This is a genomic window from Achromobacter sp. E1, assembly GCF_037039475.1.
GTDB classification, from domain to species: domain Bacteria; phylum Pseudomonadota; class Gammaproteobacteria; order Burkholderiales; family Burkholderiaceae_B; genus Achromobacter; species Achromobacter mucicolens.
The window spans coordinates 2640748-2661111 of the sequence record NZ_CP146253.1; the positions used below are offsets into that span (position 1 = coordinate 2640748).

Genomic DNA, 20364 nt, shown 5'->3' on the forward strand with positions numbered 1-20364 from the left:
ACGGGAATGGCGCCTGCGCCGCAGTGGTGCAATCGGGCCTAGCGCCCGGTCTGCACGCCTGCGGCCTGCAAGCGCTCGTTGACGGCCTGGTAGCCGGCGCTCGTCATGTCGGTCTTGCGGATCGCCTGGTCGCAGGCCTTGCGGTCGTCAGGGCAGCCGGCCTTGTCCGGCATGTCGCCCGCGACGACGAAGTAGTCGACGACGAATTTCGCCACGTATTCCTTGACCGGCTTGCCTTGCAGGAATGCGGCGATGTCGGCGCGAAAGGTGGCGACGGTCTTCTCGGCGATCGGCGCCCAGTCCTGGCATTGCGAGAACGTGGCAACGCCATCGGCCCACGCCAGCTTGGTGCAATTGAGCAGCAGGGCGTCGGCGGGCTTGGCGCCGGCAGGCAGCATGGCGCGAACGGTGGCCCCGCGCGTGCCGGCGAAGGTGACGACGCCGGCTTTCGCGGCGGCTGCGTCGATCGTTGTCTTGATCACGAAGGAATCGTCGATCACGGCCGGCAGCTTGGCCGTCGGGCCGTTGGCATACAGGTCCGAGACCTGCGCGGCGCTCACATTCGTCACGTCCATCATCCGGCCCAAGAGGCGCCGATCGGCGGCGAGCAGCGCATCGTGCTCTTCGCGTATGCCGTATTCCAGCACGGCGCGTTCAATATCGGTGGGCGTGTATGCGGCGTCGGCCAGCGCCGGCAGCAGGGCGGTGGCGACGGCGGCGAATGCAAAGGGAATCGTCTTCATGAAGGGATGGCGTAAAGGAATGGTCCGCGAGGGTAACCGAGATAGGTCCCGCCTGTCCCGGTTTGACCATGCCGCTTGCGGTATAAACGAGACCCACCATGTCAGAGCAAGGGAGTCTCGTGTCCAGCAAACTCGGAGCAGGCCGCCTCGTCGCGGCGACCGTCGGCGTCATCCGGAAACAGGGCCGCACGATGTTGGCCGCGGCCCCCTGGTCGTTGGCGGTGTTCGTGCTGACGCTGCCGTTCGCGCTGGTCGTGTCTCCCTTGTATCGGTTTCAGGATTGGCTGATCCTTGCGCTGGCGCTCGTCTGCCTGATCGCCTTCGCGCGCACGACGTACGCGTGGCATCGGGTGGTATTGCTGGGCGAGACAGCGCGTACGGCCGCCTCGCGGGGCGGCAGCCCGGAGGCCCGGCACTTCGTGTTGCTGGGCGGACTGGCTGTTGGCGGCATGGCCATCGCGCGCGCCACGGGCGATCTTCCGTATGTCCTCTACATGCTGATCGGCGGTGGCAACGATGAATTGTTCTACGGCATGCTGATGGCGTTGCTGGCATTGGTGTGGCTGCCCGTGCTGTATGGATTGGCCGTGTACGGCCTGAGCCTGCCGCGCGCTGCGGTCACCGGCACGTATGGGTTTGGCGCGGTGCGCGGCGCGATGCGCTATCCGCGGTGGCCGCTGATGCTGGCCTTCTTCCTGTTGCTGGTGTTGGGCGCCCACGCGGCAAACGATCTGCGTCCGATGCTGTACGACGCCGTTGGCGTGCAGGCGCTGCAGGGCGTGTTGGGCGCCGTGGCGTGCGTCGCCATGATTTTTGTGCTGACGGCGATGACGTCAGTGGCGTATAGGGATTCGGCGCTAGCCGTTGAGTCGACGTAAGCCGTTTGGTGCGTATCGCACAACATCGTGCTTCCCACGCGGTGTCTACCGCGCCCGCCGGCCCGGTTCTACGATGCCCTCACTGTCTCTTCCCGACCTTGAGGATCCCCATGAATGACTCTTACAACGCCGCCCGGCGCACGCTGATTGCCGGCGGCGCGCTGCTGGCAGGCAGCGCCTTCGCCATCGGGGCGCAGGCGGCCCCGCAGCGCAACTCCCAACCCCAACGGGACGCTTCCATCGGCAGCAGCAGCTTCGTCACCAAGGATGGCACGACGCTGTACTACAAGGATTGGGGCTCGGGCCCGGTCGTCACGTTCTCGCACGGCTGGCCGCTCAATGCCGATGCGTGGGATGGACAACTGCACTTCCTGGCGCGCAACGGTTTTCGCGTGATTGCGCATGACCGGCGCGGCCACGGCCGCTCGTCGCAGCCGTCCGGCGGCAACGACATGGACACGTACGCCGATGACCTGGCGCAATTGATCGAAGCGCTGAACGTGAGCAACATCGCGATGGCGGGCCACTCCACCGGCGGCGGCGAAGTGGCGCGCTATATCGGCCGTCACGGCACCAAGCGCGTGTCGCGCGCCGTGCTGATTGGGGCGGTGCCGCCGGTGATGCTGAAGTCGGCGGCCAACCCGGAAGGCCTGCCGATGTCGGTGTTCGACGGCATCCGCGATGGCGTGGCGGGCGACCGCTCGCAGTTCTACAAGAATCTGGCCGTGCCGTTCTACGGCGCCAATCGCCCGGGTTCGACGGTGTCGCAGGGGCAGTTGGACCAGTTCTGGCTCTGGAGCATGCAGAGCGGGCAGAAGAACGCCTACGAATGCGTCAAGGCGTTCTCGGAAACCGACTTCACCGAAGACCTGAAGAAGATCGACGTGCCCACGCTGTTCATGCACGGCGAGGACGACCAGATCGTGCCGATCCACGACTCGGCCAAGAAGGCTGTGCGCCTGGTGATGAACGCGCAGGCGATCTACTACCCGGGCGCGCCGCACGGCCTGACGGCCACCATGCAGGACCGTATCAACGCCGATCTGCTGGCATTCCTGCGCGGCTGACACGCGCGCCGCCATTCAACTACCCGGCGCAAGGGCGCCGGCTTCCTGCGGCCGATCCGGCCGCCATCCAGGAGATAACGCCATGTTTTCCGCAGACACTTTGGACCCCATCACCCAGACCGCCATCGATCTGGTTCCTTCCCGCTATGCCGTGCAGATCGGCGACATCGATGCGCTGGTTGTCAGCGACGGGGTGCTGCCGCTGCCCACCTCGACGATGGCCACGAATGCCGATCCGGCCGATCTGGCCGACTGGCTCGACCACATGTACATGCCGCCGGACGCATTCGACTGGCCGCTGAACGTGATGGTGGCGCGCAGCGGCGAGCAGACCATTCTGATCGACGCCGGACTGGGCGGCCAGTTCCCGGGCTTTCCGCGCGCGGGGCAGTTTCCGCAACGCCTGCAATCGGCGGGCATTGCGCTCGAATCCGTGACGGACGTGATCATCACGCACATGCACATGGACCATGTGGGCGGACTGCTGGTCCCCGGCGTGAAGGAGCGCCTGCGCAAGGATGTGCGCATCCATGTCAACGCCACCGAAGTGGCGTTCTGGACATCACCGGACTTTACGCAGACGGTCATGCCCAAGCCGGTGCCCGCCGTGCTGCGCTCGACCGCGACCAGCTTCTATGAAACCTATCGCGACCAGATCCAGGTCTTCGAGGATCGCAAGGAAGTGGCGCCGGGCGTGATCGTGCGCTTGACCGGCGGCCACACGCCCGGCCACTGTGTCGTCGATCTGATCTCGGACGGCGACCGCCTGACGTTTGCGGGCGACGCCGTATTCCCGGTGGCGTTCGATCATCCCGAATGGCACAACGGCTTCGAGCACGATCCGGTGGAGTCGGCCCGGGTTCGCCTTGCCCTGTTCAACGAATTGGCCCAGAACAAGGGGCTGCTCGTGGCGGCGCATCTGCCGTTCCCGTCGGTGGGCCGGGTGGCCAAGGAAGGCGATGCGTTCCGCTGGGTGCCGGTTATCTGGGATTTCTGATCTCGGGCGTGTCGCCCGCGCCCAGGTCCCAGTACAGCCCCGTCATCAGGCTGAGCCCCTGCCGCAGCAGTTCGGGCGGCAGGTGTTCATTGGGCGCGTGCTGCGAGCAGCCGGGGTACGAGTGGGGCACCCAGATCGTCTTGAGGCCCAGCACGTCGGTGAAGATGTCGTTGGGCAGCGAGCCGCCCAGGTTGGGCAGCAGTGCGGTCTTCTGGCCGGAAGTGCGTTCCAGCGACGCAACCGCCCAGCGCACCCAGGCGTCATCCGGGTCGATGCGGGTCGCGCGGAACATGGTTTCGCGCGTCAGGGATATCTGCACCATCGGAAAGCCGTGGCTGTCCAGATGACGGCGCAGGGCCGGAATGAGGTCGTCCGGGTCCACTCCCACCACGAAGCGCAGCTGGCAGCGCGCCCACGCGCGCGGCGGGATGGCGTTGACGGGCGTGTCCGGGTTGCCGGTCTTGTAGGCCAGCACCTCGAACGAACACCAGCCGAAGACGCGTTCGGCGGGTGACAGGCCGGGCTCGCCCCAGTCGGGTTCGATCTCAGGCCCGTCCGCGCCGCCATCGACCTCGCAGTCGGCCAGCGCGCGGCGCACGACCGGCGGCAGTTCCTTGGGCACCCATTCCGGGATGCGGATCTGGCCGTTGGGCGTGGCGATGCTGGCGATCGCATGCGCCAGTTGCAGGCCGGGGTTGGAGATCAGTCCGCCCCAGTTGCCGGAATGATGGCCGCCGGCGCGCGCCTCGATGGTGAGGTCGAAGTTCAGGCTGCCGCGCGCACCGAGGAAGATGGTGGGGCGGTTGGCGCTCAGGCGCGGGCCGTCGGAGGCGATCAGCAGGTCGGCCGCCATGAGGTCGCGATGCTCGGTGCACAGTTCGCGCAGGCCCATCGAACCCGTTTCCTCGCCCATCTCGATCAGGTATTTGGCGTTGAAGCCCAGCTTGCCGCGCGTTTCCAGGACCAGCCGCAGCGCCTCCATGTTGATGCTGTGCTGACCTTTGTTGTCGGCGATGCCGCGGCCATACCAGCGGCCTTCGGCCTCGGTCAGCGCCCAGGGTGACAGGCCTTCCTTCCATTCCCGTTCCAATCCGCGGATCACGTCGCCGTGGCCGTAGCCCAGCACCGTGGGCAGGTCCGGGTCCTCGATGCGCTCGGCGTACAGGAAAGGGGCCAGCGCCTTCGGATGCGTGAGGGTGCGGCAGGTAAAGCCCAGCGCTTCGAACGCCGGCCGGATTTCCGCTTCCAGGTAGTCCGCCAGCACGGCGGCGCGCTCGGGGTTCTGGCTTTCCGTGGGCAGCGCCAGCCGGCGCGCCAGAAGCGTGCGGAAGGCGCCGGAATCAAAGCACTGCTCGGCCTGGGCGATGGCTTGTGCGCGGGTCATGGCTGGGAAGCTCCGGTGGAAGTCGAAGGATGGGTGGGGTAGAGGTGGCAGGCGACGAGCGCTCCATCGCGCAGCGTCAGCGCGGGCCGTTCGGTCTTGCATTGCGGCATGGCGTGCTGGCAACGCGGATGGAAGGGGCAACCGGACGGCGGATGCAGCGGGTCGGGAAACGACAGGCCCAGGCCCATGTCGGGGATGCCCAGCCCCGGCTCGGGGGTGAGCACCGACGCCAGCAGCGCCTGCGTGTAGGGATGGCGCGGGTCGTGAAAGAGGCGGGCGGTGGGCGCCGATTCGACGACGCGGCCCAGGTACATCACGGCCACGTGGGTGGCGATGTGTTCGACCACCGCCAGGTTGTGGCTGATGAAGACGTAGGTCAGGTTGAAGTCGCGCCGCAGGTCCATCAGCAGGTTCATGATCTGCGCCTGCACCGACACGTCCAGCGCGGAGGTCGGCTCGTCGCAGATCACGAGCTCGGGCTGCATCACCAGCGCGCGCGCGATGGCCACGCGCTGGCGCTGGCCGCCCGACAGCTGCCCGGGCGTGTTGTGGGCCAGCCGCGGCGGCAGGCCCACGCGTTCCAGCATGTCGATGGCCTTGTGCATCTTCGGGTTGGGGATGCCGTGCACCTCCAGCGGCAGCGACACGATGGACGCGATGGAGCGGCGCGGGTTCAAGGACGAATACGGGTCCTGGAAGATGGGTTGCACGCGGCGGGCGAGGGCGCGCCGGTCCATCTTTCGGATGTCCTGGCCTTCAAGGCGGATGCTGCCCTCGGTTGGCGGCGTCAGGCCCAGCAGCATGCGCGCCAGCGTGGACTTGCCGCAGCCCGACTCGCCGACGATTCCCAGCACCGCGCCCCGGTCGACGGCCAGGTCCACGCCATTGACCGCGTGCAGCGTGGCCCGCGGGCGGAACATGCCGGCACGCACCGTGAATTGGCGGCTGACGGCATCGGCTTGCAGCAGCGCGCTCATGCGGGGACTCCTTCGGCGCTGAGAATGCAGCGCCATTGCTGGCCAGCGGCCTGGCCATGGATGGGAACGGCCTGCCGGCATTGCGGTTGCGCATAACGGCAGCGATCGGCGAAGGCACAGCCGCGCAGCTCGCCCACCAGCGACGGCACGACGCCCGGGATGGTGCCGAGCGCCTCGCCCGGGGCCGTGCGGCCGGGCACGGGGATACAGCCAAGCAACCCTTGCGTGTAGGGATGGTGCGGGGTGGCGAAAATGTCGGCCACGGGGCCTTCTTCCACGATCTGGCCGGCGTACATCACCGCCACTTGGCGGGCGATGCGCGCCACCACGCCCAGGTCGTGCGTGATCAGCACCATGGCAATGCCCAGTTCGGCCCGCAGGTCCGCCAGCAGCCGCAGGATCTGCGCCTGGATCGTGACGTCCAGCGCGGTGCTGGGTTCGTCGGCAATCAGCAGCTCGGGGCCGCACATGAGCGCCATCGCGATCATCACCCGCTGGCGCAGCCCGCCGGACAACTGGTGCGGATACTGGCCCAGACGCTGGCCGGCCGACGCGATGCCGACCTTCTCCAGCAGTTCCACGGCGCGGTCGCGCGCCTGCTGGCTGCTCGCCTTGCAGTGGTGGATGTAGTGTTCGGTGAGCTGTTCGCCGATGGCGTAGGCGGGGTTGAGCGCCGTCATGGGCTCTTGAAAGATCATCGCCATCTTGCTGCCGCGCAGGGCATTGACGCGCCGGCCGCGCGCCTTGGACAGGTCCTCGCCCAGCACGGCCAGCCGGCGCGTGCTGCGCCGGGCGGCCTTGGGCAACAGGCCCATGATGGCAAGCGAGGTCATCGACTTGCCGCAGCCCGATTCCCCGACCAGGCACAGCGTTTCACCGCGCCGGACCTGGAAGGACACGTCGCGCACCGCGTGCAGCGGGCCGCGTGGCGTGGCGATGTCGACGGTCAGGCCCTGCACGTCCAGGACGATATCGGTGCCATTCATGCTCAGGCCCTCTCTTCAGGCGTCAGGAGTTGATGCAGTCCGTCGCCGGCCAGGTTGATCGCGAAGATCAGCAGCGCCAGCGCCGATCCAGGAATGGCGATCAGCCAGAACGAGAAGAACATGTAGGCCTTCGCCTCGGAGATCATCAATCCCCAGGACGGCAGCGGCGGTTGCACGCCCAGGCCCAGGAACGACAGCGAGGCCTCCAGCAGGATCGCGCTGGCGGCTTCCAGCGTGGCGATCACGATCAGTTGCGGCACGACGTTGGGCAGGACCTCGCCCCAGACGATGCGCCAGGTGCTGGCGCCGGCTGCCTGCGCCGCGGCCACGTATTCCAGCGAGCGCACCTGCTGCGTGGCGCTGCGCATCACCACCGCGTAGCGGTCCCACTTGAGCAAGCCCAGCACCAGGATCACCACCCACAGCGAGCCGCCGACAATGGCCACGGTGGCCAGCGCCACCAAGATCACCGGCATGGACAGCCGCGTGGTGATGAGGAACGACACGGCCATGTCGACCTTGCCGCCGAAGTAGCCGGCCGCCATGCCCATCGCCGTGCCGATGAGGCCGGAGATGAGCGCGACGCTGATGCCGATCAGGAGCGAAATGCGCGCGCCGTAGAACAGGCGCGACATGTAGTCGCGTCCCAGCTGGTCGGTGCCCAACGGGTGCAGCCAGGTGCCTTTCTCGTACCAGACGGGCGGCGCGGTACGGTAGGCCAGATCCTGGAAATACGGATCGTGCGGCGAGATCCACGGGGCCAGCAGGGCGATCAGCACGATGACGAGCAGAATGCCGCCGCCGGCCAAAAGCGCCTTGTTGCGCCGCAGGCGGCGCCAGCGCAGCGTGGCCGCGGACAGTTCGAGCGGCGCTGCCGCAGGCGTGGCGGGGGTGATCGTAGGCGTATTCATGTCAGGACACCCGGATGCGCGGATCGAGCCACGCGTTGGCCACGTCGGCGGCAAGCGTCAGCAGCACATACAGCACCGACAGCAGCAGCACGATCAGCTGCATGACCGGGTAGTCCTTGTACGTGATGCTCTGGTAGGCCAGGTAACCCAGCCCGTCCAGCGCGAAGATGGTCTCGATGACCACTGAGCCGCCCAGCAGGTAGCCCAGCTGTACGGCGGCCAGCGCCACCACCGGCACGATCGCGTTGCGCAGCGCGTGCTTGAAGATCACCTTGCCGGCCGGCAGCCCCTTGGCGCGCGCGGTGCGGATGTAATCGGCGCCCAGGACCTCAATCATGCCAGCGCGGATCAGCCGCATGAACGCAGGCGCCACGTAATACCCCAGCGCGATCGCGGGCATGACGAAGTGCTGCCACGTGCCGCTGCCCGACACCGGCAGGATGCGCAGGGATATCGAGAACAGCATGATCAGGATCAGCGCGAAGAAGAAGTTCGGCAGCGCCTGTCCCAGCACGGCAATCGCCAGACAGACGCGGTCGATCAGGCTGCCCTTGTACAGGGCGGCCAGCACGCCCAGCGGAATCGAGATGAACAGCGCGAAGGCCAGCGCGGCCATGCCCAGCTTGAGCGTCGTCGCCAGCTTGGACAGGATGAGTGGCCCGGCCTCGGTCTTGAAGTACACCGAGGTGCCGAAGTCGCCTTGCAGGATGTGCCAGAGCCAGTCGGCGTACTGGACGATGATCGGGCGGTCCAGCCCGTAGGTTTTGCGGATCATGTCGATGTCGGCCTGGCGCGCGCCTTCGCCGGCCAGCGCCAGCGCCGGGTCGCCCGACAGGTGCAGCAGCAGGAACGCCAGAATGGACACGGTCAGCGCCACCAGCGCCGCCAGGCCCAGGCGCCTCAGCGTGAAATAAAGCATAGGACTTCCTCTCTGTTCAGCAGCGCCGGGCGGGCCGCGGGGCCGGCCCGGCGCGGGGCGCGCCTTACTTCCAGCTCATGTCCCAGAAGCGCACCAGCTCATCCGAGTAGGGCTTGAAGTTCACGTCCTTGGTGGCGACGTAGTAGGCGGGCAGCGTCCAGAGCGGCACCGCGTAGGCCTTTTCCGCGATGATGTCCAGCGCCTCCTTGTAGGCCGCTTTGCGCTGCCCGCTGTCGATGGTGGTATCGCCCTTTTTCAGGAGGTCGCGCACCTTCGGGTCGCGCGTGATGTCGTCGCTGCCGAAGGCGAAGTACACCGGCGTGGATGCCGACACGTCGTTCACCAGGTTCGAGCCCCAGGTCTGGTGCGTGAGCGAGGCCTTGTTGGCGCGGATCATGTCGCGCATCGCGGCGTATTGCAGGAAATTGAGCTTGGCGCGGATGCCGACGGCCTGCAGGTAGTTGATGATGGCTTCGGTCTGGTTGCGTTCGCGGTACGCAACGATGTCGATGTCAAAGCCGTTGGGATAGCCTGCCTCGGCGAGCAGCTTCTTGGCCTGCGCGGGGTCGTACTTGTAGGTCGGCGCGCCTTCCTGCGTGCAGCCCACCTGCGACGGGGTGCAGATGGTGTTGATGAGCCCGCCGCCTTCGCCCACGATGTTCTTGAGCATCGCCTCGCGGTCGATTGCGTGGATGATGGCGCGGCGCACGCGCTCGTCCTTCAGTTGCGGCGCGGGCGTGCCTTCCAGGATGTTCATCTGCATGAACACGATGCGCATGGTGTTGCCGGTCACCATCTGCAGGTTCGGCATGCCGCCCAGCTGCTCGGCCTGGTCCTTGGGCACGCTCATGATCAGGTCTTCGCCGCCGGAGATCACCTCGGCCATCTGCGTCTGGCGGTCGGGGATGAAGCGGATGACCACCTTGCCGATCTTGGGCTGCGCCTTGGGCGAATCCTTGAAGTAGTCGGCGTTGCGTTCCAGCGTGATGGATTTGCCGGGCTGATAGTCCACGACCTTGTAGGGACCGGAGCCCACGGGCTTGGCGTTCATGCCCTTGGGGCCGACTTCCTGGTAGTACTTGGCGGGGTGGATGGCGGCCGTGGTGGACAGGTATTCCTTGGCGCCGGGGAAGGGCTCCTTGGTGGTCAGGCGCACCTTGTACTTGTCGATCTTCTCGACCTTGTCGATCCACGACACGTTCTGCTGCGTGACCGCCTTGTTCTTCGGGTCGGCCACGAAGTTCAGCGTGTAGACCACCGAGTCGGCGTCGAACTCTTCGCCGTTGTGGAATTTGACGCCCTCGCGCAGCTCGAATTCCATGGTCTTGTCATCGATCTGTTTCCAGCTCTTGGCGAGCTGGCCCTTGTACTCGTTGGTGACCGGGTCGCGGTAGAGCAGGGTGTCCCACACGTTGGCCGCGATGATGACGCCGATGCGCACGTTGTTGAAGTAGGGATCGACACTTTCCGGGGCCTGGTCGTAGGCCATGCGCAAGGTGTCGTCCTTTTTGCCGGCAAGCGCGGGCTGGGATGCCAGTGCGGCGCAGGCCACCAGCGCGGCGGCCAGTGCCTTCAATGGCGTGACGCGGCGCAAGGACAGCGCGGACGCGGCGGGGGTGAAGCGAGAAAGCGTGATGCAGCAAGGTGTGAAGCGACTATCAGCCATGGTGAAGGCTCCTCTTGATGACACTACATGTGTTGCGTATCTATCGTCTCGCTCCGGCTCTTGAGCGCCGCCTCGCATTTGCGCTGCAGGTGCTGCCGCATGATGGCTGCCAGCCGGTCCGCGTCGCGCGCGGCAAGGGCCTCCGCCATTTCTATGTGTTCGCGCATCGCCAGATCCCATTTCTGCCGGTTCTCGTTCGAGACGAAGCGCAGGTTCTGGATCCGCGCGTTCTGCGCGTCGTAAAGCTGCTTGAGCAGGCTGTTGTGCGCGGCCAGGCTGATGCGTTCGTGGATCTCGCGGTTGACGCGAAAGTACGTCGGCAGGTCATGCCGCGCATGGCTCGCCATCATTTCGTAGGTGAGTGCGCGGATTTCCGCGATCTCGACGTCGGTCGCGCGCTCGCAGGCAAACCGGCACGACATCGCTTCCAGCCCGCCGATCACTTCGAAGGCTTCGCGGATGTTCGCTTCGGACAGCGCCACCACCTGGGCGCCGCGGTTCGGTTCGATCTGCACCAGGCCTTCGGCGGCCAGCAGGCGGAACGCCTCGCGCAGCGGGGTGCGCGACACGCCCAGCAGGTCGCACAGCGCGCGTTCGTTCAAGCGGGTGCCGGGCGGGAATTCGCCCTGGATGATGCGTTCGCGCAGCGATCCGGCCGCCGATCCCGCCAGCGTGCGCCCGTCGCCGGCGGCGCGAACTGCCGCGGGCACTGGGACGGGCGCCAGATCGGGCGAGGCCACGGCCCCGGCGTGATCCGGCAAGAAGCTAGGATCGCTGCTCATTGGTATACAAAAATTCCCCTTGTTTTCGCAGACTATAAACCTGTCCTTGCTGCGGTTTTGATGGGTGTATACCCTAGGTTATCGACGTAAAAACAATGGGATAGAGTGGCGCAAGCCGCAAGTCCGCCAGGCTGGCGCGCGTCGCATCACGATGCGCGCAGGCCGTACTGGTATACAAACCGTCCATATTGGGGCCCCGCATGCTCACGCTGAACTCCCACCCGTCCGGCCGGCATTTCCTGCAGATTCCCGGACCAACCAACGTCCCCGACCGCGTCCTGCGCGCCATCGACCAGGCCACCATCGATCATCGGGGACCGGAATTCGGCGAGCTTGGCAAAGCGGTGCTCACGGGCATCAAGAAGGTCTTCCAGACCGAGTCGCCCGTCGTGATCTTTCCGGCTTCGGGCACCGGGGCCTGGGAAGCGGCGCTGGTCAACACGCTGTCGCCGGGCGACCGCGTGCTGATGGTCGAGACCGGCCACTTCGCCAGCTTGTGGCGCAAGCTTGCCGGGCGGCTGGGGCTGGATGTTGATTGCATCGAAGGCGACTGGCGTCGCCCCGTCGATGCCGGCGTCATCGGCGCGCGGCTGGCCGACGATGCCCAGCACCGCATCAAGGCGGTGTGCGTGGTGCACAACGAGACCTCAACCGGCGTCACCAGCGACATCGCTGCGGTGCGCGCCGCCATCGATCAGGCCGGGCACCCGGCGCTGCTGATGGTCGACACGATTTCCTCGCTGGGCTCCATCGACTACCGCCACGACGAATGGGGCGTGGATGTCACGGTGTCCGGATCGCAGAAGGGCCTGATGCTGCCGCCGGGCCTGTCTTTCAACGCGGTGGGGCCGCGCGCGCTGGCCGCGGCCGAGACCGCGCGCCTGCCGCGCTCCTATTGGGATTGGCGGGAAATGCTGGGCCCCAATGCGAAGGGCTATTTCCCGTACACCCCGTCGACCAACCTGCTGTATGGCCTTCATGAAGCGCTGGCCATGCTGGCGGCCGAAGGCCTGCCGCAGGTGTTTGCGCGCCATGAACGCCATGCGCGCGCCACGCGGCTGGCGGTGGCCGGTTGGGGGTTGGAGTTGCTGAGCCTGGACCCCGCCGCGCACAGCCCGGCGTTGACCGCGGTGCTGATGCCCGACGGCCACGGCGCCGACGCGCTGCGCAAGGTCATTCTGGATCGCTTCGATATGTCGCTTGGGCAGGGCCTGGGCAAGCTGTCAGACCGCATCTTCCGCATCGGCCATCTGGGCCACTTCAACGACCTGACGCTATGCGGCACGCTGGCGGGCGTGGAGATGGGGCTGGCCGCGGCCGGCGTCCCGCACCGCTCCGGCGGATTGCAGGCGGCCATGGAATATCTGACCCGCGCGCCCGAACGCGTGGCGGGATGAACACACAACAACGAGGGAACCGATGAATACGCTCATGCAGCAGGCGATCCAGTTCGCCAACGATCACGAATCGACCTGGGATCGCAGCGTCAAAGGCAATTTTGGCGTGCACCTGAACGACCCGCCGCCGTGGAACCGTCTGCTGGGTCCCATCCACGATCGCGGGCCGGTGTCCGGCGTGGTGGTGGTGGACGGCAAGACAGTGGCCTCGTGGGGCGAGCCTGACCGGGCCGACCTGACGTTCAGCGTCGCCAAGCTTTACCTGGCCATTTTGGCGGGCGTCGCGCATGACCGCGGCCTGCTGCCGGATGTGGACGAGCCCGTGGGCAAGCGCGTGCCGGGCATCGGCTTTGACGAAGGCCGCAACGCGTCCATCACGTGGCGCCACCTGTTGCAGCAGACAAGCGAATGGGAAGGCGAACGCTTCGGCGTGTCGGATCAGGCGGACCGCTACCGCGCCGTCACCTTCGGCGTGCCGCCGGATGGCAAGAAGGGCGATGCGCGTCCGTTGCAGGAACCCGGCACGTATTGGGAATACAACGACGTCCGCATCAATCAGTTGTCTTATGCGCTCTTGCATCTGTTCCGCAAACCGCTGCCGGAGGTATTCCGCGAGGCCGTCACGCGGCCCATCGGCTGCAGCGAGAACTGGCAGTGGGTCGGCTACGACAACGCCTGGGTCGAGATCGACGGCCAGCGCATGCCGTCGGTGCCGGGCGGTTCGCACTGGGGCGGCGGCATGTCCATCAGCGCCAACGACCAGGCGCTGATCGGCCAGATGCTGTTGAACGACGGCCAGGCGAACGGCCGCCAGATTCTGTCGCGCGAATGGCTGCAGGCCATGCGCACCCCCTGCGACATCGCGCCGTACTACGGGTATTTGATCTGGCTGAACCACGAAGGCAAGGTCTTTCCCAGCGTGCCGTCCTCCAGCTTCTTCGGCGTGGGCGCGGGCAGCTCGTTCACGTGGGTGGAGCCAGAGCGCAAGATGGTCGTGATCGTGCGCTGGCTGAATTCGGCCCATGCCGACGCGCTGTTCGGCAAGATCCTGGCGGCGGTGGATGCGGGCGACTGACACCTGCGCAACGAGGCCGGTGTCTGACACCCGTGCAGGCCGGCGTATGTTCGGGCCGGTGCGGCATGGGTGTCAGACACCTAGCAATGACGCAGGTGTCCGACACCCTTACGACGCAGGTGTCTGACACCCTTACGCGTTGGCCGTCATGCTGGCACGGCGCAGCTTGGGTGTCTGACACCGGCCTCTGCGAGCTGACCGCCATGCCGGCACGGTGCCGCCTGGATGTCTGACACCCTCATCCCATCCTGGGTTTTGCGGCATGTCAGGTTTTTTCGGGCAAGATATCGCGTTCGGCCGCGCGTTGCCGCGTGGCCTCGCCGCATCTTTTCATCCGATCAAGGAACCACGCCATGAACTACCGCCGACTGGGAACCAGCAATCTCCGGGTATCGCCGCTCTGCCTGGGCACCATGATGTTCGGAGAGCAGACGCCCGATGACGAGGCCGCGCGCATTGTTGCGTCAGCGCGCGATCATGGCGTCAATTTCATCGACACCGCGGACGTCTACAACGAGGGCCGGTCGGAAGAAGTGGTGGGCAAGCTGCTCAAGGGGCAACGCCACGACTGGGTGCTGGCCAGCAAGATCGGCAATCCGGTCGGCAAGGGACCGAACCTGGCGCATTACTCGCGCCAGTGGCTGATCCGCGGGGTGGAACAGAGCCTTTCGCGCATGGATACGGATTTCATGGACATCCTGTACCTGCACCGCGACTACCACGAAGAAAATCTGGAAGAGGCGTTGTGGGCGCTGGGCGACCTGATCCGCGCGGGCAAGCTGCGCAGCTTCGGCCTGTCGAATTTCCGCGGATGGCGCATTGCCGAGGTGATGCGCCTGTGCGAAAAGCTGGGTGTGCCGCAACCGGTGGTGTGTCAGCCGTACTACAACATGCTGAACCGCGGCCCAGAGGTCGAGATCCTGCCGGCGTGCAAGCATTACGGCCTGGGCGTCGTGCCGTACAGCCCGATCGCGCGCGGCGTGCTGACGGGCAAGTATCTGCCGGGCCAGGCGCCGGCGCCGGATACCCGTGCCGGGCGGGGCGACCGCCGCATCCTGGCCACGGAATTCCGCGAAGAATCCCTGCGGATCGCGCAGAAGCTTGTGCAGCACAGCGCCGCGCGCGGGGTTCAGCCGGGCCACTTCGCGACCGCGTGGGTGCTGGCCAATCCTGTCATCACCGCCGTCATCGCCGGTCCGCGCACGCTGGCGCAAATGGACGATTACTACGCGGCGCTGGACGTGACGATCACGCCTGAAGACGAAACGGTCGTGAACGAGTGGGTGGTGCCCGGTCACGCCTCCGCGCATGGCTACAACGATCCGAACTATCCGTTTTACGGCCGTCCGGTGACGGCGGCCTGAGCGGGCGCGGAAGTCGGGCTTGTGCCCGTTGCACCCGTGCGCGCACGGGTGCAACGATCCGGACGCCCGTTCAGCGGCTAGCGGCCGGCTCGGCCGAGATGCCGTGCAGCATCATCTGCTCGGCCACCTGCGCGATGCCCATGCGGGCAATCCGGCCGCGGCGCTCGGCATCCACCATGCTGGTGATGATCGCGATCAATAGTTCGCTCAGCGCGGCGGCGGTCATGTCCACGCGGAAGGCGCCTTCGCGCTGTCCCCGCAGAAAAAATGCGTCCAGCGTTTCCTGGTAGCCCGACCAGCTGTTCATGATGTCGGGCTCAAGCTCGGTGTCGGGCTTCCAGTTGTAGATCAGGAACGCCGTCAGTTCCTTGTGCGCCAGGTGCTGTTCGATCAGGTTGCGCAGCGCCGCGCGGGGCGGGGCAGTGTCCAGGTGCGAGTCCGCCAGCGCCTGCTTCATGACCTGCGCGCAATGCGTCATCAGGCGCAGCACCAGCTGGTCTCGCGTCTTACAGAACCGGTACAAGGTCGCCTTGCTGACGCCCACCGCCTTGGCCAGTTCCTGCAGCGTGGCGCGCGGCTGGTCCACCATCGCAAGCGCCAATGCGACAAGCAGCCGCTCGTGGCCTGCCTCTTCAGACATTGCCTCCTCCCCATTTTCGATATCCCTGGGCCGGTATTGGATCATGGCCGATTCACTTTGTACAAACTTTGGCGAATTTTTCAAGTACGGACTTGTTGGACCGCAAAATCAAGCTTCAAAGAAACAAATGAATCAATATTGATTCAAATCGGTCTTTAAGGTAGCATCGGCGTCTCTTTGAATTCAAGACGCGCGGCGCGGGGGTAGTGAATGAAGTGGAATAAAGCATGGCAGTTGCCCCTGGCGGTGTTGTCGACAGCAATCCTCTTGGCCGGTTGCGGCGGCTCTGACGGCGGTGAGCCCCAGGCGGCAGGGCCGCGTCCCGTGCAGGCGCTGGCCGTGCAGCCGCAGCGCTACACGTTGACGAGCGAACTGCCCGGGCGCGTCGAGCCCATGCGCGTGGCCGAAGTCCGCGCCCGCGTGGCCGGCATCGTGCTGAGCCGCGATTTCGTCGAAGGCGCCGACGTCAAGGCGGGCGACGTGCTGTTCCGCATCGACCCCGCGCCGTTCAAGGCCGCCTTGTCGCGCGCACAGGGCGAGCTGGCCAAGGCCCAGGCCGCCGTGGCCGATGCCCAGGCCGTCGTCAAGCGCTACACGCCGCTGGTCAAGATCGAAGCCGTCAGCCAGCAGGACTTCGACACTGCCAACACCACGCTCAAGAGCGCGCTGGCCGCCCGCCGGTCGGCCCAAGCCGACGTCGAGACCGCGCAGCTGAACCTGGACTACGCCACGGTCAAGGCGCCCATCTCGGGCCGCATCGGGCGTGCGCAGGTGACCGAAGGCGCGCTCGTGGGCCAGAACGAAGCCACCGTGATGGCGACGATCCAGCAGCTGGATCCGGTCTATGTGGACTTCAACCAGCCCGTCGCCGACATGTTGCGCATGCGCGCGGCCATGCAGGATGGCAGCCTGGGCGAAGGCGAGGGCGCGCGCATCTCCATCACGATCGATGGCACCGACAAGCAACGCGAAGGGCGCCTCCTGTTCTCGGACATCGCCGTGGACCGCAGCACCGGCCAGGTGGCCCTGCGTGGCGAATTCTCCAATCCGGACGTGCTGCTGTTGCCCGGCATGTACGTGCGGGTGCGCACGCATCAGGGCGTGGATCCGGATGCGATCCTGGTCCCGCAACGCGCCGTCACCCGCAGCACCGATGGCAAGCCGCAGGTGCTGGTGGTGGGGGCGGATGACGTTGTCCAGACCCGCGCCGTGCAGACCGGCACGATGCGCGGCGGCGATTGGCACATCACCGAGGGCCTTGCGCCGGGCGACCGGGTGATCGTGGGCGGCGTCAGCGCCGCCGTGCCCGGCCAGAAAGTCAGCGTGACGCCCGTGAACGAGCCCAAGGTGGCCGCCGCCGGCGATGCCGCCGCTGCCGCCAAGCAATAAGCGGCCCCCATGCATCGCGCGCAAATCCGAGGTTAGACCATGTCCAAGTTTTTCATTGGCCGCCCCAATTTCGCCTGGGTGGTGGCCATCTTCATCTCGCTCGCGGGGCTGCTGGCGATTCCGTCGCTGCCGGTGTCGCAGTTTCCGGTGGTCGCGCCGCCGCAGGTGACCATTGCCGCCACCTATCCGGGCGCCTCCGCGACCGTGCTGGTCGATTCGGTGACCAGCGTCATCGAGGAAGAGCTGAACGGCGCGAAGAACATGCTGTACTACGAGTCGTCCAGCAGTTCCAGCGGCAGCGCGGAAATCACCGTCACGTTCCAGCCGGGCACCGATCCCGACCTGGCGCAGGTCGACGTGCAGAACCGGATCAAGAAGGCCGAAGCGCGCCTGCCCACCGCTGTGACGCAGCAAGGTCTGCAGGTTGAGCAGGCCAGTTCGAACTTCCTGATGATCTACGCCCTGACATACAAGGGCGACGATGCGCACAAGGATGTGGTCGGGCTGTCCGACTACGCCGCGCGCCACATCAACAACGAGATCCGCCGCGTCAATGGCGTGGGCAAGGTGCAGTTCTTCGGCGCCGAAGCCGCGATGCGCGTCTGGATCGACCCGCAGAAGCTGCTGGGTCTTGGCCTGTCCGTGGCGGACGTCAACGCGGCCATTGCCGCGCAGAACGTGCAGGTGCCGGCCGGCAGCTTCGGCAGCCGTCCCGGCGCGCCCGAGCAGGAGCTGACCGCGACGCTGGCCGTCAAGGGAACGCTGGACAACCCCGAGGAATTCGGGCGCATCGTCCTGCGCGCCAATCCGGATGGCTCTTCCGTGCGCCTGGCCGACGTGGCGCGCCTGGAAGTCGGCCGCCAAAGCTATGACTTCGAAACGCGCCTGAACGGCAAGAAGGCGGTCGGCGCGGCGGTGCAGCTTGCGCCGGGCGCCAACGCCATCGACACCGTCAAGGCCGTGAATGCCCGCCTGAAGGAACTGTCGGCCTCGTTCCCCGAAGACATTGCGTACTCGGTGCCGTTCGACACCTCCAAGTTCGTCAGCGTGGCCATCACGAAGGTGGTGCACACGCTGCTGGAGGCGATGGTGCTGGTCTTCCTGGTGATGTACCTGTTCCTGCAGAACTTCCGCTACACGCTGATTCCGACCATCGTCGTGCCGGTGTGCCTGCTGGGCACGTTCGCGGTGATGTCGGTGCTGGGCTTCTCAGTCAACATGATGACCATGTTCGGCATGGTGCTGGCCATCGGCATCCTGGTCGACGACGCCATCGTGGTGGTTGAAAACGTCGAGCGCATCATGGCCGAGGAAGGCCTGTCGCCGCGCGAAGCTACCGTGAAGGCGATGGAACAGGTGTCCGGCGCCATCGTGGGCATCACGCTGGTGCTGTCGGCGGTGTTTTTGCCGCTGGCGTTCATGAGCGGTTCGGTGGGCGTCATTTACCAGCAGTTCTCGCTGTCGCTGGCGGTGTCGATCCTGTTCTCGGGCTTTTTGGCGCTGACCTTCACGCCGGCCTTGTGCGCCACGTTTCTCAAGCCCATTCCGAAGGGCCACCACGACGAAAAGAAGGGCTTTTTCGGCGGATTCAACCGCGCGTTCAACCGCCTGACGGGCCGCTTCGAGGCGCTCAATTCCCGCCTGGTGCGCCGCACCGGCCGCTACATGGTGATCTACGCGGCCATCGTTGCCGTGCTGGCCGTGCTGTACATGCGCGTGCCGGAATCCTTCGTGCCGCCGGAAGACCAGGGCTACGTCATCGTCGACGTGCAACTGCCGCCGGGCGCGACGCACGTCCGCACCGACAAGGTCGTGGCCGACGTCGAGCAGCACCTGCTGTCGCTGGACGCCATGGGCGATGCCTTCACCGTCATGGGTTTCAGCTTCTCGGGCACGGGTCAGAACGCGGGCATCGCGTTCCCGACGCTCAAGGACTGGTCCGAGCGGGGCAAGGGTCAATCGGCCGCCGACGTGGCCGACAGCGTCAACGCGCGTTTCGCGGTGATCGACGACGGCGCGGTCATGGCCGTCAACCCGCCGCCCATCGACGGATTGGGCAACTCGGGCGGCTTCGCGCTACGGCTGCAGGACCGCGGCGGCGTGGGCCGCGCGGCGCTGACCAAAGCGCGCGACCAGCTGCTGGCGCAAGCCAACAGTTCGCCCGTGATCGCTTACGCCATGATGGAAGGCCTGGCCGACGCGCCGCAGCTGCGGCTGGACATCGACCGCGAAAAGGCCGAGGCGCTGGGCGTGGGCTTTGACGTGATCAGCACGGCGATTTCGTCGGCGTATGGGTCGGCCACCGTCAACGACTTTGCCAACGCCGGCCGCCTGCAGCGCGTGGTGGTGCAGGCCGACGTGCGCGACCGCATGACGCCCGAGAGCATCCTGAAGCTGAACGTGCCGAACAAGACCGGCGGCATGGTGCCGCTCAGCGCGTTCGTGAAGACGGACTGGGAGAATGGCCCCGTGCAGATCTCCCGCTACAACGGCTATCCGGCGTTCAAGATTGCGGGCGACGCCATGCCCGGCAGCAGCACCGGCCAGGCCATGGCCGAGATCGAGCGCATCGTGGCCGGCTTGCCGGAGGGCATTGGCTACGAATGGACCGGCCTGTCGTATCAGGAGAAGTTCGCGGGGTCGCAGGCGCCGATGCTGTTCGCGCTGGCCTTCCTGGTGGTGTTCCTGCTGATGGTCGCCCTGTATGAAAGCTGGTCGATTCCGGCGTCCGTGATGCTGATCGTGCCGATTGGCGCGCTGGGGTCGGTGCTGGCGGTGACGGTGCTGGGCATGCCGAACGACGTGTACTTCAAGGTTGGCCTCATCACCATCATCGGCCTGGCGGCCAAGAACGCCATCCTGATCGTGGAGTTTGCCAAGAGCCTGCGCGAACAGGGCCACAGCCTTGCCGACGCCGCCATCCAGGCCGCCAAGCTGCGCTTCCGTCCCATCGTGATGACGTCGCTGGCGTTCATCCTGGGAGTGGTGCCGCTGGCGTTGGCCTCCGGTGCGGGCGCGGCCAGCCAGCGCGCGCTGGGCGTGGGTGTGATCGGCGGCATGCTGACCGCCACGCTGCTGGGCGTGATCTTCGTTCCCATCTTCTTCGTGTGGGTACTGTCGCTGGTGCAGCGCAAGCGGGGCAAGTCCTCGCCCGCCGCCAACGCCGCGCCGCGCACCGTGCAGGAGTAA

General features: G+C 66.3%; 17 protein-coding genes. 8 read left to right on the forward strand and 9 right to left on the reverse strand.

From position 1 onward, the window contains the following. Window positions 1-38: 38 nt before the first annotated feature. The gene (locus tag V6V88_RS12160; protein ID WP_223575674.1) at window positions 39-743 is read right to left on the reverse strand and encodes a hypothetical protein; all 705 of its coding nucleotides are present in this window, start codon (window positions 741-743) and stop codon (window positions 39-41) included. Window positions 744-841: 98 nt separating this feature from the next. Between V6V88_RS12160 and V6V88_RS12165 the strand changes: the two genes are divergently transcribed. The 3 genes from V6V88_RS12165 to V6V88_RS12175 all read left to right on the forward strand — a co-directional run bounded on the left by V6V88_RS12165 (window position 842) and on the right by V6V88_RS12175 (window position 3685). Next, on the forward strand, window positions 842-1621 hold the full coding sequence (locus tag V6V88_RS12165) for a hypothetical protein (protein WP_338619336.1): 780 nt from the start codon (window positions 842-844) through the stop codon (window positions 1619-1621). Window positions 1622-1731: 110 nt separating this feature from the next. Next, window positions 1732-2688, forward strand: a complete 957-nt coding sequence (locus V6V88_RS12170; RefSeq protein ID WP_338619338.1) for an alpha/beta hydrolase — start codon at window positions 1732-1734, stop codon at window positions 2686-2688. 82 nt (window positions 2689-2770) lie between these two features. Further along, the gene (locus V6V88_RS12175; RefSeq protein WP_056317083.1) at window positions 2771-3685 is read left to right on the forward strand and encodes an MBL fold metallo-hydrolase; all 915 of its coding nucleotides are present in this window, start codon (window positions 2771-2773) and stop codon (window positions 3683-3685) included. Here the strand turns inward: V6V88_RS12175 and V6V88_RS12180 are convergent. The 7 genes from V6V88_RS12180 to V6V88_RS12210 all read right to left on the reverse strand — a co-directional run bounded on the left by V6V88_RS12180 (window position 3669) and on the right by V6V88_RS12210 (window position 11310). After that, window positions 3669-5069 (reverse strand): M20 family metallopeptidase, encoded by a 1401-nt coding sequence (locus tag V6V88_RS12180; RefSeq protein WP_338619341.1) that lies wholly within the window; start codon window positions 5067-5069, stop codon window positions 3669-3671. The genes V6V88_RS12175 and V6V88_RS12180 overlap by 17 nt on opposite strands. After that, on the reverse strand, window positions 5066-6046 hold the full coding sequence (locus V6V88_RS12185; RefSeq protein ID WP_062841543.1) for an oligopeptide/dipeptide ABC transporter ATP-binding protein: 981 nt from the start codon (window positions 6044-6046) through the stop codon (window positions 5066-5068). Before V6V88_RS12185 ends, V6V88_RS12180 begins: the two co-directional genes overlap by 4 nt. Further along, the gene (locus V6V88_RS12190) at window positions 6043-7032 is read right to left on the reverse strand and encodes an ABC transporter ATP-binding protein (RefSeq protein WP_338619343.1); all 990 of its coding nucleotides are present in this window, start codon (window positions 7030-7032) and stop codon (window positions 6043-6045) included. Before V6V88_RS12190 ends, V6V88_RS12185 begins: the two co-directional genes overlap by 4 nt. Before the next feature lie 2 nt (window positions 7033-7034). Further along, entirely contained in the window at window positions 7035-7943 is a 909-nt protein-coding gene (locus V6V88_RS12195) for an ABC transporter permease (protein WP_280002482.1), read from the reverse strand. Between the two features lies 1 nt (window position 7944). Continuing rightward, the gene (locus tag V6V88_RS12200; protein ID WP_056317093.1) at window positions 7945-8862 is read right to left on the reverse strand and encodes an ABC transporter permease; all 918 of its coding nucleotides are present in this window, start codon (window positions 8860-8862) and stop codon (window positions 7945-7947) included. Between the two features lie 64 nt (window positions 8863-8926). Continuing rightward, the gene (locus tag V6V88_RS12205; protein ID WP_338619346.1) at window positions 8927-10528 is read right to left on the reverse strand and encodes an ABC transporter substrate-binding protein; all 1602 of its coding nucleotides are present in this window, start codon (window positions 10526-10528) and stop codon (window positions 8927-8929) included. 23 nt (window positions 10529-10551) lie between these two features. Further along, complete coding sequence (locus tag V6V88_RS12210; RefSeq protein ID WP_155721917.1) at window positions 10552-11310, reverse strand: GntR family transcriptional regulator; 759 nt, start codon at window positions 11308-11310, stop codon at window positions 10552-10554. A gap of 200 nt (window positions 11311-11510) precedes the next feature. Here V6V88_RS12210 and V6V88_RS12215 point away from each other — a divergent pair, with 200 nt between their 5' ends. The 3 genes from V6V88_RS12215 (at window position 11511) to V6V88_RS12225 (ending at window position 15146) form a co-directional block, all read left to right on the forward strand. After that, window positions 11511-12707 (forward strand): aminotransferase class V-fold PLP-dependent enzyme, encoded by a 1197-nt coding sequence (locus V6V88_RS12215; protein WP_338619349.1) that lies wholly within the window; start codon window positions 11511-11513, stop codon window positions 12705-12707. Between the two features lie 22 nt (window positions 12708-12729). After that, window positions 12730-13782 carry a serine hydrolase gene (locus tag V6V88_RS12220; RefSeq protein WP_062841539.1) on the forward strand — a complete coding sequence of 351 codons (1053 nt, stop codon included), beginning with the start codon at window positions 12730-12732 and terminating at the stop codon, window positions 13780-13782. Window positions 13783-14135: 353 nt separating this feature from the next. After that, complete coding sequence (locus V6V88_RS12225) at window positions 14136-15146, forward strand: aldo/keto reductase (protein WP_338619351.1); 1011 nt, start codon at window positions 14136-14138, stop codon at window positions 15144-15146. Window positions 15147-15216: 70 nt separating this feature from the next. Here the strand turns inward: V6V88_RS12225 and V6V88_RS12230 are convergent, their stop codons facing one another. Beyond that, window positions 15217-15786: a TetR/AcrR family transcriptional regulator gene (locus V6V88_RS12230; RefSeq protein ID WP_338619352.1), complete on the reverse strand. Its 570-nt coding sequence runs from the start codon at window positions 15784-15786 to the stop codon at window positions 15217-15219. Between the two features lie 210 nt (window positions 15787-15996). Here V6V88_RS12230 and V6V88_RS12235 point away from each other — a divergent pair, with 210 nt between their 5' ends. After that, window positions 15997-17175 (forward strand): efflux RND transporter periplasmic adaptor subunit, encoded by a 1179-nt coding sequence (locus tag V6V88_RS12235; RefSeq protein ID WP_223575665.1) that lies wholly within the window; start codon window positions 15997-15999, stop codon window positions 17173-17175. A 39-nt stretch (window positions 17176-17214) separates the two neighbouring features. Continuing rightward, a complete protein-coding gene (locus V6V88_RS12240; protein ID WP_223575664.1) occupies window positions 17215-20364 on the forward strand; it encodes an efflux RND transporter permease subunit in 3150 nt (1049 codons plus the stop codon).